The following is a 16918-nucleotide window of genomic DNA, read 5'->3' as shown; positions in this document are numbered from 1 at the left end:
CTTCCGGATATGTAATTTCCTTTTAATAACTGCTTAGAACAGTCCTTTAATTTTTCCGTCTACATCTACGTCGATAAATTCTGCTGATGGTACTTTGGGAAGTCCCGGCATCTTCATTATATCTCCTGTTAATGCTACTAAAAATCCTGCTCCTGCTGATATTGTTATGTCTCTGATTGTAATTTTAAATCCTGTGGGTCTTCCTAATATTTTGGCATCGTCTGTTAATGAATATTGATTTTTTGCCATGCATATCGGTAAGCTTCCAAATCCTAATTTTTCAAGGCTTGCAATTTCCTTGCTTGCTTTTGCCGAGAATTCAACGTCGCTTGCTCCGTATAGTCTTGTTGCTATTGACTTGATTTTTTCTTTTATTGGTAATTCCAGGTCATATGCAAATTCTAAGCTGCTTTCTTTTTCAACAAGTCTTAAAACTTCTTCTGCTAATTCTTTTCCGCCCTTGCTTCCTTTTCCCCATACTTCTGAGAGTGCTACGTTTACGCCTAATTCTTTACATTTTTCGCTTATTAAATTAAGCTCTTTTTCTGTATCTGTCGGAAATCTGTTGATTGCTACTACTGCCGGAAGTTTGAATACTTGTGTTACATTTTCAACATGCTTTAACAGGTTTGGCAGCCCTTTTTCTAATGCTTCAAGATTTTCGGCTCCTAATTCTGTCTTTGCTACTCCGCCGTTGTATTTCAGTGCTTTTACTGTTGCTACTATTACTACCGCACTTGGTCTTAACCCTGTTTTACGGCATTTGATGTCAATGAATTTTTCTGCTCCGAGATCTGCTCCGAAGCCTGCTTCTGTTACTACGTAATCAGCTGTTTTGCTTGCCATTCTTGTTGCTATTACACTATTGCAGCCGTGTGCTATGTTGGCAAACGGTCCGCCGTGTATAAATGCCGGTGTTCCTTCCAATGTTTGAACCAGGTTTGGTTTTAGGGCATCCTTCAGCAGTGCGGCCATTGCTCCTTCTGCCTTTAGTTGTCCTGCCGTTACAGGGCTGCCGTCTCTTGTGTATGCTACTATTATTTTTGCCAGGTTTTCTTTTAATTCGATTATATCGTTTGACAGGCAGAATACTGCCATAACTTCTGATGCTACTGTAATGTCAAACCCGTCTTCTCTTGTTACTCCTTCTGTCTTTCCTCCGAGTCCGTCAACTATTCGTCTTAATTGTCTGTCATTCATATCTACAGCTCTTCGCCATACTATTCTTCTTGTATCGACATCCAGTTGATTTCCCTGATGTATATGATTGTCAAGCATTGCTGCTAATAAATTGTTTGCTGCTCCTATGGCATGGAAGTCTCCTGTAAAGTGAAGGTTAATGTCCTCCATCGGAACTACCTGTGCGTATCCTCCGCCTGCGGCTCCTCCTTTTACTCCGAATACCGGTCCTAATGACGGCTCACGAAGTGCTATTATTGTTTTTTTGCCAAGGCTTGAAAGCGAATCTCCCAGCCCTATAGTTGTAGTGGTTTTTCCCTCTCCTGCTGGTGTTGGATTTATTGCTGTCACTAATATCAATTTTGCTTCTTCATTGTCTTTTAATTCACTCTGCAAATATCTGTAATCTATTTTTGCTTTGTATTTTCCATAGTTCTCAACATATTTGTCCGGAATTTCTATTTTTTCCGCTATATTGTTAATTACCTGCATCTCTGCTTGTTGTGCTATTTCTATATCGCTTAAATATTTTTCTGCCATGGTTCCTCCATTATAGAAATTTACAAAATTACACATTAAATCGGTATGTATTGTTACTTATCCATATTTTAAATGTTCTTTTGTAATTTTGTCTCAATAAGCTTTCATGACTCATTAAAAAATTTTCATTTAATAAGCCAAAAATAGTTCTTATTAATCGTTAAAGCTTCCCGTAGGATACAATGAAAATTCTGATATTAATTTTTCTGTTCTTTTTTTGCATTCAAAAAGATTAGATTCATTTTCCGGATCAGATGCAACCTTATCCATTATATCTGCTATTTCTTTTATCTCGTTCTCCTTTAATCCTCTTTGAGTTATTGAAGTAACTCCTATTCTTACACCGCTTGTAACAAACGGAGATGCAGGGTCAAACGGTATCTGATTTTTATTTACCGTAATACCCACTTTATCAAGCGAATTCTGGAAAAGTTTACCGCTTATTCCCTTAGACCTGAGGTCTACCATGACTATATGGTTATCGGTAGTACCGCTTACAATGCGAAACCCATGACTTTCAAGCTCTTTTGCCAGTAATTTTCCATTGGCAAGTACCTGTTTCATTACATTTTTGAATTCTTCCGTAGCAGCATGTTTAAACAGCCATACCTTAGCAGCCATTGTTGTTAAATGCATTGAACCGATTGACCCCGGAAAAACTCCCTTGTCCAAAGCCTTGGCATATTCTTTTTTACAGAGTATAAATCCGCTTCTTGGACCGCATAGTGTCTTTGTGGTAGATGATGATACAAAATCCGCATACGGCACAGGGCTTGGTATAACTCCCGCGGCTACCAAACCGCTTATATGAGCCATATCCACCATAAAATACGCTCCTACGGATTTTGCAATTTTACAGATTCTTTCGTAATCAATAAGCCTCGGGTATGAGCTTCCTCCGGCAATAATCAGTTTCGGGAGAAATTCCTTAGCCTTTTTTTCAAGCTCATCATAATCTATTTGCTCTGTTTCTTTGTTTACCCCGTAGAAATCATACTCATATACCTTTGAGAAAAAATTCGCCGGACTTCCGTGAGTCAGATGTCCTCCCTGATCAAGTCTCATACTCAACACCCTGTCTCCGGGTTTCAGCACTGATGCATAAACGCCATAATTTGCCGTTGATCCAGAATAAACCTGTAGATTGGCATGCTCGGCGCCAAATAATGCCTTTGCCCTTTCTATCCCAAGAATTTCAAGTCTGTCTGCTTCATATGATCCGGCTTGAAAACGAGCCCCGGGATATCCTTCAAGTGTTTTGTTTGTGAATATTGATCCGGACAATTCCATAATTTCTAAAGAAGCGGTGCTTTCGGAAGCAATCATTTCTATGTTATGCTCCTGACGTTTCAATTCGCCTTCAACGATTCCATATACTTCCGGGTCCGATATTTTTGTATATTTAAGCATTTATATTACCTCTATTCGATTTTAATTTGAACTTTCTTAAAAAAGCTTTTTTCAATTTGGATTAGATCGGCCAATCTATATTTTAAATTATATAGAATATAATTTCTTTGTATATATTCATATTAAGCTCATTATTTATCATTTTTGACACTATAAAATGAATATCTCCATTAACGTTATCTTTATTGGTTAATAAATTTACTTAAAATTATAAATCAATATTTAGTAATATAATAATCATATTTTGCATAAGTAAAACGGTTAGGTAAGTGTCATACCTAACCGTTTATAAAAAATTCTGTTAGTTTCTGCTCTCTATAAAAATTATTTTGCATTAAATAATTCCTTGGCTTTTTAAAATAATTTGTGCAATAATTGCAGATCCGATGAATGTTCCAAACATTACGCAACAGGCTACAAGTATTCCCTTCCATCCAACTTTTTTAAATTCTGCCCAATTTTTCCCCATTGAAATTCCGGAATATGCAAGCACCGGCGTTGCAAGAGGTAACATTTGTATTTTGCTTGTATATTCAATTACAACATTGGATATGGGGCTGGCAGGCATAGAAATTAATAGTCCTAACAAACTAATATAAACAACTGACGGTATGTTCACAGGAATAATATTTGCCAATGAAACTCCTATCAGTGCAACAATCAATAAAATTAACATTCCGGGAATGCTCTCCATTATTCCAGTATCATAGCCTGTAAGATTACCCAGTATACTTATAAAGGCAATAATTAATAGAATCAACAAATTTTCCCAAAATTTTTCTGCTGTAAATTCCTTATTCATAATTGTCCTCTCCCATTATTTTATTTCAGAGCTTGAAGATTTTTTTCTTTGTCCCAGAATTGGTTCAAGCTTTCTATATAAAAAGTTACTCATTGGAATTGCAATAAAGATTGACATATATATACCGTCAGCTGTTGACAAAAGATTACTCATTCCGGCAAAGGCAGAAATTTCCGTTGCAATGTCAGGAAACATTTCCACCAACGGCGCGGAGGCAGCCGCCATCATACTTCCGCTTCCCACTCCTGTAGCCATAGCAATAGCATAAGGATGTAGCGACGTAAACGATGCCAATATACTTGACATAAGTCCCATAAATATTGTTCCAACTAAGGTTCCGACAATATATATTATCATTACTCCTCTTCCTTCAGGAGAGCTAAGACCATAGTTTGACGCAATAAGCCCAACATTCGGTTCTCTGGCAATGGAATGGCACATACCTACACTTTCTCTCTTAAACCCTAACAATAATGCAAAAGGTAACGAAATTAGTATAGTACCCAGATTGCCTAATTCCTGCAGTATGAGTGCAGGTCCTGCATCTATTACAGACTTAACTGCAGCGCCGCTTTGAACTCCTACCTTTGCAATAAAAACACCTATACCTATAGTAATAAATTTTTCCGCCAATGATGCTTGATTTTCATTTATAAATGTTACAGATTTTAATAAGTATAGAATCAATGCAAATGTCATTGAGTACAAAAGAGGAAGAAACATTATTGACCCGGGTCCTAATGGTATCTTTACTATACCTATAGCTTCAGAAATAACGCATATTAATAAAATTGTTAAATGTAACTTCCAATCATATATATTTATTGATTTATCACTCACATTATCACTCCTTCTTTTTATTTATATAATTAAAGCCTTTTAAAACCATATTACTCATAACGGCAGATGCATTAATAATTGCCCTGTCATCACCATCAAACCTTGGACTATGCCAAACATAATTCATATCTTTCTCTTTATTGCCAACACCCAACCATAAGAAAAATCCAGGTATCTTTTCAGTAAATATAGAGAAATCTTCCCCACCCATAGAAGGAACAGGATCAATTATTGATTCTTGTCCTAATACTTCAACTGCAGCTTCATACGCTAAATCAGCCAATTCATTTGAGTTAAACACAGCCGGAAGATCAAATATATATTCCAGTTCACTTTCAACATCATAGACTTGAGCTGTACTTTCTAATACTTGTTTTATCCTTTCAGACAACATTTTCCGTACATTTGCATCAAAGCTTCTGACGGTTCCGGTAATTTCAACAAGTTCAGGTATAACATTATTTGCTGTTCCGGCATGCAATGTGCCAAAAGATATTACAGCAGACTCTAATGGACTTACATTACGGCTTACAATAGTTTGTAGATTCATTATAACAGCTGCAACAGCGACAATAGGATCTCTTGTTGCATTAGGGAGTGCACCATGTCCACCCTTTCCCTTAATCTTAATTTTAATGGTATCTACCGAGGCCATTAATCCTCCTTTTTTGATAGCTATTTTACCCCAAGATATTTCAGGATTATTATGAAGCCCAAAAACCAAATCAGCCTTTATTTTTGTAAAAAGCCCTTTTTCAACCATTAATTTAGCACCCTTATTCAGCTCTTCAGCAGGCTGAAATACAAAAAGAACGTTTCCTTTTAATTTTTCTTTCATATCTGACAATATACATGCAGCTCCAATAACCGACGCTGTATGTATATCATGCCCACATGCATGCATAACTCCGTCAACTTTAGATTTATAAGGCACATCATTTATTTCTGTTATAGGGAGAGCATCAATGTCGCCTCTTAAAGCTATGGTTGGTCCATCGCTGCATCCTTCAAGATAGCCTATTACTCCCGTTTCCAGTCCCATGTCTATAATTTTAACTCCTAAAGACATAAGTTTATCTTTTATCTTCTTAGTTGTTCTAAATTCTTTAAAACTTAATTCAGGGTTTTCATGCAAATCCCTTCTGAATTTTATTAGTTCGTTACTGTATAATCTCTCTAATTCTTTAATATTATCCATTCTTCTCCCTTTCATTTAATTTAAAAGTTATTTCCCCTTACAAGAACTGTTAACGTTATCCTATCGACCGATCAATCTATATTAATTATAATTACTTTCATATCAATTTAAATTCTCAATTCAAGCCTGTTATTTATCGTTCTTGACATTTAATACAATTTAATAGCTTAATCTTTATTTTTCTCAAGATAAGATTGAAAATAGAAGTGCAATTCTTTATAGCAGCTGACAACAATGTATACACTTAAAGTATTTTAAAGCAAAACTACTTATGCATCTGAATATATAGAGCCGGTGTTGTACCTGTATGAGTTTTAAATTTTTTATAGAAATTATTTAGGCTGTCATATCCGGTAATTTCAGCAACTTCTTTAATGCTATATTTTCCTTCATTAAGCATATGAATAGCTTGCTTAATTCTTACTTCGTGAATATATTCGACCGTAGTAGTACCCATAAACTTCTTAAATAATCTTGATACATGACTTGGAGATACAAAAAATTCACTTGATAATTTCTGCAAGTCAATTTTTTCTGCATAATATAAATTTATGTATTCAAGTATATCGTTTAATGTATCATTGTCTGTAAATTTCCATCCTACAGCTCTGGTTATTGATTGCAGAAGCTGCTTGTATTCAATAGGTTTGAGGAGTATATCCTTGGCACCAAGCCTTAAAGCGCGCTGGGCATACTCAAAGGAATCATATGCTGTTATAATTATATAGTTATTATCCGGGGCATTTTCTATTACTTTAAATCCATCCATGAAAGGCATTATAATATCTAAAAATACCAGATTTACTTTATTGTGTTTTAATAATTCTAATGCCTCCTTGCCGTTACATGCAGTTCCAACAATTGTTACAGGTAATTTCTCCTTTTCGATAAAGTAGCATATTATATTTGCTACTGCCGGTTCGTCATCTGCTATTATTGCATTTATCATATTTGTCCTCCTCGTATATAATTGGTATCCTTACATAAACTTTAGTATTATCACTTACATCGGACGTTATATTCATGGTAAACTCATCATTGTATGCTAATTTTAGTTTCTCATATATTAGTGACAGACCATGCCCGGTATTTCTATACAACCCTCTGTTCACTCTGTTAAGCGTAATATCATCTAAAAGTACACCATTATTTAATATAACTATTTCTGCTTTATTTTTATTTTTCCCCACAGAAATTTTTACTAATTTTTTATTGTCACTGGGTATAAAACCATGTGTGAAAGCATTTTCTACAATAGGCTGAATAAAATTAAACGGAACCTTAATATTATCCATACCCTTTTCAATATTGTATAATATCTCTAAATCTTGTCCATACCTTAATCTTTGTAAATTAAGATATGTTTCCAGATACTCTATTTCAGATGTTAATGTTACAAACCTCAAATCAACAGTCATAGTATATCTGAACATTTTTGATAAATCGATTATAGAATTATACAGGCAGTTTCTGTCTCCGGTTAATGCCATGCTTGCAATGGAATTTAGAATATTAAAAAGAAAGTGATGATTAATACGCAGATTAGTAACCTTATCATTTATTATATATAAATTATTTTTAAGTGTTTCGTTTCTTATAATTTCCTCTTTTATATCTTTGTCCTTTTTTTCAATCAGCATCCTTGATTCATAAAATGAACAATAGCTTGTAATGCTTTTCACAATTTGTTTAAGCAAGCTTTTTATACCCATAACCGTGCTTTCCGGGGAATCATATAAATCATCATGCTCATTTATTGTATAATTGGATACAAGAATATGCCCTCCGCTAATAGTCCCCAGCTGTAACCCATTATATATAATAGGGTAACTGAAAACAGTAAGACCATATTCGCATGTAAATTGTGCTGCCTTGTCCAATTTATCAAAGTTTTTTTGAAGCATGCAGCTACAGGTTTTACGGTTGCAAGCCGGATTACATTTTGAAGTACAATAACCGGAAAACTTACTGCTTTGAATTATTATTTCTCCCATATCATCGTAAATCGTAAACGGAAGACTGATAGATTCAAGCAGTAAACTCCTTATTGCCTCCACTGCTGAATATATTATATTCACGGAAACTAACCTTTCTGTTCTTTGATTAGCATTAAGATAATCATCTTCTATCTTTATACCGGAATCATAACTTACCGGTCTGGATATCACTAACTCTTTAAGAGTTACAGAACCTGTGTTTATTGTTTCATGAGCTATATCAGGCTCCATATAAAAGCACATATCTTTCTGAATATATTTTTTGTCTTCATTTATATAATAAATTCCTTCACCTTCCAGTATATATATAAACTGTTCTATGCCATAATGCACATGCTTCAGCATACGTTTATCCTTAAGCAACGAGGTTATTCCTACGCTAAATGAAGAAGCCGTATCCTCCTTGCATTTATGCAGCCATTCGATGTGTCCCCACTCTGTTTTCTGAATCATATTAAGCTCCTTCCTGCATTAATTAAATTGATTTTTAACCTTTTATCCTACATGAATTTATAATATCACTGTACAAAAAAATAGTAAATAGGAACCGAATCTTTATTCGCTCCCTACATTATAAATAACATATACATTTCATTATACTATCAAGCTTGACTGATTTTTTATTATTCTTGACAATTTTAAAACCCGTCAAAATCTTTAATCCTATTTTTTAATATTATACTATATATGGAAACCTCTAAACTGAATATTTTTTATATCAGTTTAAAAATTTACACAATCTTCGAATCAAACCCTGTTTTTTCTTTGTTTTTATGATTATTGTATGTGTTCTTCTGCTAATACTAACTTTGACATTTTATTCGCTATACTTTTTAATAAAATCTTTATCAACTTCTAAAACTTTAATATTTTCCTTATAAAATTCATCTAAATATTTCTGCTTCGCTTCATTGTCCTTTTCCATCATGCCTGCATTTTTTAATATATGATTCCTTACCTTGTTTTTCAGAATAGTGTTTTCATATGACGGTGGAGCAATTTCATTAAAAAATTCTTCTTCTGTAATCCCTCTGCCGGAAAGGTATTGTTCAAAAATTTCTTTTTCTGATTCCCAAACATTTTTCTCATATGAGATATGTTCTTTCAATTCTTCCTTTGAAACCTCTATACCATTTTCTCTTGCATAGCTCAGCATAAACTTTTCCCTATAAACATACTCAAAAGGATCTGACCCCTAATGCTATTTTTCACTATTTTTAATTTTTCTTATATGAATGATTGTTAGAATCAGCAATACCGTATTTATTCCTGCCACTGAACCGACTACGCCGGTTGAAAAATATGCTTTTTCAAAAAACATATCTTTACCAGATAAAAATAACATATATATTTCAGAACATAAAAGTAGGTATAAAAATAATTTTATATCATTAAAAGCATTTTTAGGTTTTTCTATATTTTCTTCAATATTATTTTTGTTGTTGTTATCGATTTCATTGTTCATAATAATCTCCACCTATTTTAAATATTCAATAAGATTAAATATAATCCCATACCCCTTATGTGTTTATTATACCACATTACACGATATTTGGATATTATTTTCCATTTCCTCAAGGCAACATTTTCTGCTACCGGAAAGGCATAATATAAATTGTACCTTCTTTTGGATCATACAATCTGCTTTTATCCTTATATTAAAAGCAAGCTTACCGGATAGATTCTTTTCAGATGATAATTGGTTAAAAGATCAAATTTTAGGACAAAAGAAAAATGATTAGTACAAGCAAAAAGTGCACTTAAAATGTTATTTCTGTATAACATTTGGAGTGCACTTCAATTACGCAGTTCTTATCAATAACATTAATTAAATACTGAAATATATTACTGACTACCAATTTTCTTAAAAATAAATGAACCTTCCTCATGTCTTACCGTATCTTCTTATTGTTGAAAACACGAAATATACATTACCTTTCCGGTATTAGAATCAAAGAAAATTTTCACATATGTCTGATAACGAACTAAATAAACAACTGAAGGAGGAGTCGAATTGGGATCATCATTATAAGGTTCTCCTAATTTATCTATGACAGATTTGTAATCATCATTTCCGTTTATTCCCAATAAGGACGGCACCATATATTCCAAAGAATCCTCATAATAAAAAGTTCCCACAGAAGTAATATGGTCATAACTAATATTCACACCTACACCGTTTTTTAGCTGATAATAATGTTCACTCATCCTTTCTTCGGAATTTTGTTCATATATATCAACCGCTTCATTGTCTAAAATTTTCTGAAATAATGTATAGTCCATTCCCATCAAAAAGTAGACATCATCTTGAAGATCAAGTGTGTACATATCCAGTTTTGTATCTTGTGGTATATCTTCAGAATTTCTTTCTTTTGTTGTATCGCATCCCTGAAATATTAGCATCACTGCACATAGATATATTACATAATTTATACGCCTTATCATACATCCTCCTGTATTTGTTTTAAGTTTTATAAAAGACTTTTTTCTTTTATTATATTTTTGACATTATACATATCTTCAAGATTATTAGTCTCAATTAATTCAGTAAATTTATCATCTGTAATATGAAAACGTAATTTTGGGGACGGACCTTTGAAAATTCAAGGTCCGTCCCTAGAGTACCTAGAGTACTACTGAGCTAAAGCTTTTTCGTAAATAATCATTTCATCCTCGGTCATTTTTAAAGAATCAAGCTCTGGCACCGCTCCACCTTCCTTGTTACTAAGCACAAGGCTATCAGCAAATAAATATACTTTCTTTTCATTGTAATATCCTCCATTTCCCACCTTATATTATTATACCACATTACACGATATTTGGATATTATTTCCTAAAATGATGGTTTCAAAAATAAAAAGAACAGAATTATTATGGGGAATTCTGGGGACGGAATTCTGAGGACGGACCTTTGAGTTACCTCTTTGGTCATTCAAAGGTCCGTCCCTAAAATGCCTTTAAAACCAGCATCATATGTTCGTTTTTACTGAATATGCTTCCATTTAACCCATTAATAAGTTTCCGTTCTGTTTTCCGTATCAATTCCTACTGTTCCATCCTTGCTAAAATAACAATAATTAATTATTTCGTTGTTATTGTTTACATATGATATTTCAACTCCACTATATCTAATCTTTCTTAATTTTTTCAACTTTCACAAAACCATTTTTTTTATAATCTTCAAATGTCTCACATATATAAGTTTCTTCGCCAATCCTAAAAATATGATAGCCGATCTCTTTCTTATTCTCATCTACTATAATATATCTATAACCATTTGAATTTTTTGAGAAAAAAATTCGAGTATATTCCTTAGTTAAAAGTTCGCTTCCATAATTGTCTTGGACAAAAACACTATCTATTTTTTCTTTCGTATAAGAGGTGTTAAGCCATTTATCATCTCCTATAGAAAAATAATCCTTATCAATAACATATCTGATATTCTCTCGTGATTCTTTAGTCCAAAAAGTTGAGGAAATCGGACTTACATAACTTAAATCAACAAAAACATATTCCCCTTCTATATCATCTTCAGCCGTATAAGAATTAACTACAGAAAAAATAGTAATCGATACGACAATTATAGAAGCAACTATTATAAATATCTTATTAAACATATATCTCTCCCTTTCTTGAACTATATAATGTAGAACCATTAGATTGATAATAGTACACACTTTAAAATCTTATACTCTGAAAGCAAGTAATATTGAGAATCTGAAGATGGACCTTTGAATTGATAATTATGTAACTCCAAGATCCATCCTTAAGTTGTAAATCGAAATATCAAGATAGTAATTCATTAATACTTTTCGATATTTTGGTTAATAATTCAACTCAACTTATCTCCTCCAATAAGATACATTCGAACTACTATATGGACAATGCTCTACACTATGTTCAAACAATCCTAATGCTCCCCATTTAGATATAACCGTTACAGTACCACCAGATACACTGCTAACTATAGCAGAATGATCAGATGATCCATACCAAACTTTATCACCACTTTTGGCAGATGTCACTTCAGTATAACTGCCATCCGACATATAGTACGCAGCATAACCACCGTTCAACCAATACAAATTTCCTGAACTAGTAGAATACCATGCATATGAATGACAGTTATATGCAGGATTTTCCTCCCTTTTTGGTGTTGCATTTTTATATCTTAATTTGTACTCTTCATTAAGTTGATCGGCATATTCAGCAGTAATACCATGATCTGCCCAAGTCAAATTATAGATAAATTGAACTCTTGTACCATTTGGTGTGTAATTATAGTGATATTCCAATCTTAACATATCAGCTACATCATCGCGAATTTGGAGATTTTCCATTATCACTCTTGCTAAAACACTATTTAACGAAGAATAATCTTTTTTTACAGACATCCTGCTAACAAACGTTTCCAGTTTTGGCGATACATCATCTCTATTTACAAGCTCTTGTAATCCATTAAAGTAACTACTCACTTCTTTAAATCCTTGTTGAGGTTTATCATAAGCGAACATATTAATTAACAACGGATAGTTGATTACTGTCTCTATCAATGCTTCTGTAGTCATATTATTTAAAATGTTTTCTGGTATCTGGCATACTTCAATCATTTCAGACAAAGACTTTAACTCTGCCCACTCAGCCATTTCGGGAACAATTGGGTAATTATAAGCTTCTGTTATAAAATAATTATGTTTCTCCACATTATCATTCGCAAATGCCATAGGTGAAATCGATATCATTATTGACATCATTATACATATAACTAACGCAAAAAATCGTCTCATATTTTCCTCCTTAAATTTAATTCTAATATTATAATTAGTTATTTTATCCTAATTTTTTATAAAAATATTTATCTATACATACTATATGGAGTTATACACTCTTTTATTTTACCTAAAATTAACATAAAACTCAACACAAACAATGAAATCACCATACTATAAAAATGCTTTTCATTCCTAGAGCCATCAACAAAATCAACACACCAACCTCAAAACCAAGTATTATCCTTGCTTTCTTTCCATACACCTTTACCTCGGTATCGTATAATGGTTTATTCATATCCTCCACCGGCTAGAGAATATATAATCAATACCGATACTGTAGAAATTGTTATGCAAATAAGGTTGTCCATAGTATCATATACATACATTTCTCTGTCTTCCGAGGATATTATCTCATTTTAAACCATCATATCCGTTGTCTTTTAACAAAAACCATACATAATTAAAATTTACGAAGCTTATTTGCTCCTGCGGGCAACTCCGGCTGATGAGCGATAAATAAATAGACATATTAATATTTAAAGCTATAAGCAAAGAAGCTAATAATTTTAAAAATCTATCATATTCATTTCCATAGGCACCACCACCTTTTATTTTAATTTTTGTAATGAGATATTTATATCAATAGTTTTTAATGGGTGAATACACGTTGCTTTCTTCTACTTTATTACCATTCCCATCATAAACTTTTGCAATTGTCTCAACCCTGTAGTCATATCCAGAATAAACTGCATATGAACCGCTAACCGTACATGATTTTGTACCTGATCCATTCCATGTTTTTATTGTGGTCCAACCATTAGATTTCAACTGTTGTAAATTCAATTCTACTGATACGCTATCACCATTGTACAAAGTCGCTGTTCCTGATGCACTGGCAATTCCCAAAGTATTTATACTTAATTCGCTTCTCACTCTACTTAAATAATCCCATTGTATTCCTATGGTTGATGCAAATGCATTTACTAATAAGGCAAAAATTAAAGTAAGTACCAAGACAGATTTTAGTATAGTTTTCATAATTAACTCCTTTTTTTGTTTTAATTTCTTTATACGAAGCTTAAATATGTAAAATTTAACAATTTTCAACCATTGTCCAATAAAATCACCTCCTACGTATTTATGACCTTGAATAATAATTTGTTATTAATTTCATCTTTCATATATATAGACCATTCTTTTTTTTAATTTGCAACAATATTTTTTTAATTTTCTTCAAAAAAATAAAAACTGTATAGTTGTTCAGCTTTTATTTTTTTATAAACTATTTTTTTGTGCTTTCCGCAATTTTAATAATTTCTTCTTGCGTGATATATCCGTCTATTACGAAGATGTATTCATCTAAATTGAAAACCAGCATCATATGTTCGTTTTTACTGAATATACTTCCATTTAACCCATTAATAAGAACACTTGTTTCCGTTCTGTTTTCCGTATCGATTCCTACTGTTCCATCCTTGCTAAAATAGCAATAATTAATTATTTCGTTGTTATTATTTATATATGATATTTCAACTCCACTATCAGTAATAAATGTACTCTCAATTTCATAACCCTCCGGCAAATAATGAGGATAATATTTCTCTTTTAACTCCGTTGGAACAGAAATATTATTATCTTCTGATAATGATATTAGCGAAAACTTCTCTTTTTGCTCTATTATAAAATTTATAACTGTGATTTTAAATGCCTCTACGGTGCTAAATGTTACTGCAAAACCTATCGTGAGAACAGCAATCAAAACTGCTGCTTTTAATGCAACATTTTTTATTAGCTTCAGCTTTTGCTTTCTTTTCTCTTTTTTTTCATAATTTTTTATCATTCCCAATATTTTTTTATCCAGTTCTTCCTGATTCGGATTAACCATAGTTTCATCATCTCGTAATTTATCATAAATCTTTTTATCTTCTTCAGACAAAAGTATTGCAGCTTTTCTAAGTAAAATTTCTCCGTATTCGTCATTAAAACTATTTTTCATTATATTCACTTCCTTTCAACCGTTCTGCCAACATTCTCAATGCTCTTGTTTTATACATCCTAACGCTGTTTATTTGCACATCTATAGTTTTAGCTATCTGTTCATCATCAAAATCATGAACATACTTTAATTTCAGAACCATCTTATATTTATCAGGCATATTTTCTAATGCAGATAATATGTCGGAGGAACTGCTTCTTTCCAACACACTTTCATAATCATCATGTATCTCTACATCAGGTAATTCGTCAGTATCCATATATTCTAACTTTTCTTTTTCTTCATATTTTTTAAGCATCATTGTATTATAAGAGTTTCTAACTATAGAGACCATATAAGAATCTATTTTGCAACAATTTATTTTTTTGACAGCATCAATGCATCTTATTATCTTTTCGAAAGAAATTTGGATCAATTCATCTGCCTCATCTTTATTTTTTGTTAAATACTTTGCATATTTCCACATAGCCTTATTATGTTTTATGTACAATTCCTCAATAACACTTCTTTCATTTTCATCCTTAATAGCCGCTATAATTGCAATAGTCACCATTATCCCCCCATTTATCGTCTATTTTTTCATGGTGTTTTATTTACCCCATACATGTTTTTCCTTCAGATTCTCCATAATTTCGTCGCTTACCAGTTACTCGACCTTATGGAATTTTTTTATAGTATTGTTTTACAAATTATATCACATAAACTTCCATTTTTCGATATAAAAAAAGGAGATTCCGAGCACTTTAGTCCGAAGAATCTCCTTAAAAGATAGGCGTTAAATAGGGATAGATTATGAAAGTTTTATTCTGTGGTATATTTTCTTGCCTTTTTTAATCATTAGCTTTCCGTCTTCAAAATCTGATTTTGAAACGGTTGCACCTATATCGTCAACGATATTGTCATTAATTGATACTCCTGATTGTTCGATTAACCTTCTGCCTTCACTCTTTGATTTAATGAGATTTGCTTTTACCATCAGGTCTATTACCGTCATACCGTCTCCAAGCTCATCAGCTGCAAGCTCTGTAGCAGGGATATTCTCAGAATCTGCACTTCCTCCAAACAATGCCCGTGCAGCTTCCTGCGCTTTTACAGCATCCTCTTCGGAATGAATAAGCTTAGTAACCTCATATGCAAGTATCTCTTTTGCTTTATTGATTTCGGAGCCTTTTAGCGCTCCCAATCTTCTGACCTCATCAATTGGTATGAAGGTTAATAGTGCAAGACATTTTTCAACATCCGCATCATCAATATTTCTCCAATATTGATAAAATTCATATGGTGTAGTTTTGTTTCTGTCTAACCAGAGGGCTCCCTTTTCTGTTTTGCCCATTTTCTTGCCTTCACTGTTTGTCAACAGTGAAAATGTCATACCATATACCTGTTCTCCTGATTTTTTTCTTGTTAATTCAATACCTCCTATGATGTTAGACCATTGGTCATTTCCGCCAAACTGCATTTTACAGTTATATTTCTGATTCAAAACATAGAAGTCATATGACTGCATCAGCATGTATCCGAATTCAAAGAATGTAAGTCCTTGCTCCATTCTATTTTTGTAACATTCTGCAGTTAACATTCTGTTGACTGAAAAATGAACTCCGACTTCACGCATAAATTCAAGAAAATTTAAAGGTAAAAGCCACTCTGCATTATTATCCATGATGGCTTTACCTTCTGAAAAATCCAGGAATTTTTCAAATACCTTTTTAAAATTTTCTGCATTTTGAGCAATAATTTCCTGTGTCATTACAGAACGCATGCCTGTACGGTCGCTGGGATCTCCTATCATTGTAGTACCGCCGCCTAAAAGTGCTATCGGTCTGTGACCGTGCTGCTGCATTATGGACATAACCATTATTTGAATATAGTGACCTATATGCAAGCTGTCGGCGGTAGGATCAAAACCAATATAAAATGTAACAGATTCTTTATCTAACAAATCTCTTATTTCTTCTTCATGAGTGCATTGTTCTATATAACCTCTCTCTTTCAATACATCAAAAACATTTCTCTTTTCCATAATTCCTCCTAATATAAAAAATACGGCTTATCTGTCCTAAAAGGACGAGATAACCCGTGGTACCACCTTAATTCGCAATAATTTGCCTCTTCCTGCTTTATCGGTCAATTAATCCGCTATGGTTTCCCATAGAAACTCCGGAAGCGTATTTCACACTTTGT

Annotated in this window: 18 protein-coding genes and 1 other annotated feature (1 of these 19 cut by a window edge); all 18 genes read right to left on the bottom strand. The window is 32.8% G+C overall.

The features are described 5' to 3' along the window. Nucleotides 1–33: 33 nt before the first annotated feature. Nucleotides 34–1719 carry a formate--tetrahydrofolate ligase gene (locus RT412_RS06020; protein ID WP_313342044.1) on the bottom strand — a complete coding sequence of 562 codons (1686 nt, stop codon included), beginning with the start codon at nt 1717–1719 and terminating at the stop codon, nt 34–36. A 153-nt stretch (nt 1720–1872) separates the two neighbouring features. Then, on the bottom strand, nt 1873–3129 hold the full coding sequence (glyA, locus tag RT412_RS06015; RefSeq protein WP_313342047.1) for a serine hydroxymethyltransferase: 1257 nt from the start codon (nt 3127–3129) through the stop codon (nt 1873–1875). Between the two features lie 334 nt (nt 3130–3463). Further along, nucleotides 3464–3931, bottom strand: coding sequence for a hypothetical protein (locus RT412_RS06010; protein ID WP_313342049.1), 468 nt, complete (start codon nt 3929–3931; stop codon nt 3464–3466). A 15-nt stretch (nt 3932–3946) separates the two neighbouring features. After that, nucleotides 3947–4771, bottom strand: a complete 825-nt coding sequence (locus RT412_RS06005) for a DUF3100 domain-containing protein (protein WP_313342052.1) — start codon at nt 4769–4771, stop codon at nt 3947–3949. A gap of 4 nt (nt 4772–4775) precedes the next feature. Continuing rightward, entirely contained in the window at nt 4776–5969 is a 1194-nt protein-coding gene (locus RT412_RS06000) for a M20 family metallopeptidase (protein ID WP_313342055.1), read from the bottom strand. A gap of 265 nt (nt 5970–6234) precedes the next feature. After that, nucleotides 6235–6918 (bottom strand): response regulator, encoded by a 684-nt coding sequence (locus RT412_RS05995; protein ID WP_313342058.1) that lies wholly within the window; start codon nt 6916–6918, stop codon nt 6235–6237. Then, on the bottom strand, nt 6893–8419 hold the full coding sequence (locus RT412_RS05990; RefSeq protein WP_313342060.1) for a histidine kinase: 1527 nt from the start codon (nt 8417–8419) through the stop codon (nt 6893–6895). The genes RT412_RS05995 and RT412_RS05990 overlap by 26 nt, the downstream gene beginning before the upstream one ends. Nucleotides 8420–8783: 364 nt before the next feature. Beyond that, a complete protein-coding gene (locus RT412_RS05985; protein WP_313342063.1) occupies nt 8784–9122 on the bottom strand; it encodes a hypothetical protein in 339 nt (112 codons plus the stop codon). A 45-nt stretch (nt 9123–9167) separates the two neighbouring features. After that, nucleotides 9168–9431 carry a hypothetical protein gene (locus RT412_RS05980; RefSeq protein WP_313342065.1) on the bottom strand — a complete coding sequence of 88 codons (264 nt, stop codon included), beginning with the start codon at nt 9429–9431 and terminating at the stop codon, nt 9168–9170. 440 nt (nt 9432–9871) lie between these two features. Next, nucleotides 9872–10411, bottom strand: a complete 540-nt coding sequence (locus tag RT412_RS05975) for a hypothetical protein (RefSeq protein ID WP_313342067.1) — start codon at nt 10409–10411, stop codon at nt 9872–9874. Nucleotides 10412–10599: 188 nt separating this feature from the next. Next, entirely contained in the window at nt 10600–10755 is a 156-nt protein-coding gene (locus tag RT412_RS05970) for a hypothetical protein (protein WP_313371237.1), read from the bottom strand. A gap of 339 nt (nt 10756–11094) precedes the next feature. Next, complete coding sequence (locus RT412_RS05965) at nt 11095–11583, bottom strand: hypothetical protein (protein ID WP_313342071.1); 489 nt, start codon at nt 11581–11583, stop codon at nt 11095–11097. A 225-nt stretch (nt 11584–11808) separates the two neighbouring features. Beyond that, complete coding sequence (locus RT412_RS05960; RefSeq protein WP_313342074.1) at nt 11809–12753, bottom strand: CHAP domain-containing protein; 945 nt, start codon at nt 12751–12753, stop codon at nt 11809–11811. A 148-nt stretch (nt 12754–12901) separates the two neighbouring features. Beyond that, entirely contained in the window at nt 12902–13033 is a 132-nt protein-coding gene (locus RT412_RS05955) for a hypothetical protein (RefSeq protein ID WP_313342077.1), read from the bottom strand. 344 nt (nt 13034–13377) lie between these two features. Next, on the bottom strand, nt 13378–13776 hold the full coding sequence (locus RT412_RS05950) for a hypothetical protein (RefSeq protein ID WP_313342079.1): 399 nt from the start codon (nt 13774–13776) through the stop codon (nt 13378–13380). Nucleotides 13777–14020: 244 nt separating this feature from the next. Next, nucleotides 14021–14734: a DUF4367 domain-containing protein gene (locus tag RT412_RS05945; RefSeq protein WP_313342082.1), complete on the bottom strand. Its 714-nt coding sequence runs from the start codon at nt 14732–14734 to the stop codon at nt 14021–14023. Beyond that, nucleotides 14724–15287: an RNA polymerase sigma factor gene (locus RT412_RS05940; RefSeq protein ID WP_313342085.1), complete on the bottom strand. Its 564-nt coding sequence runs from the start codon at nt 15285–15287 to the stop codon at nt 14724–14726. The genes RT412_RS05945 and RT412_RS05940 overlap by 11 nt, the downstream gene beginning before the upstream one ends. Nucleotides 15288–15524: 237 nt before the next feature. Then, the gene (gene tyrS / locus RT412_RS05935) at nt 15525–16757 is read right to left on the bottom strand and encodes a tyrosine--tRNA ligase (RefSeq protein ID WP_313342088.1); all 1233 of its coding nucleotides are present in this window, start codon (nt 16755–16757) and stop codon (nt 15525–15527) included. A gap of 37 nt (nt 16758–16794) precedes the next feature. Beyond that, nucleotides 16795–16918: a binding site (T-box leader), on the bottom strand; it runs 77 nt beyond the window's last position.

This window comes from Sedimentibacter sp. (assembly GCF_032080165.1).
GTDB lineage: Bacteria > Bacillota > Clostridia > Tissierellales > Sedimentibacteraceae > Sedimentibacter.
This window is presented reverse-complemented; position numbering and strand designations above follow the sequence as displayed.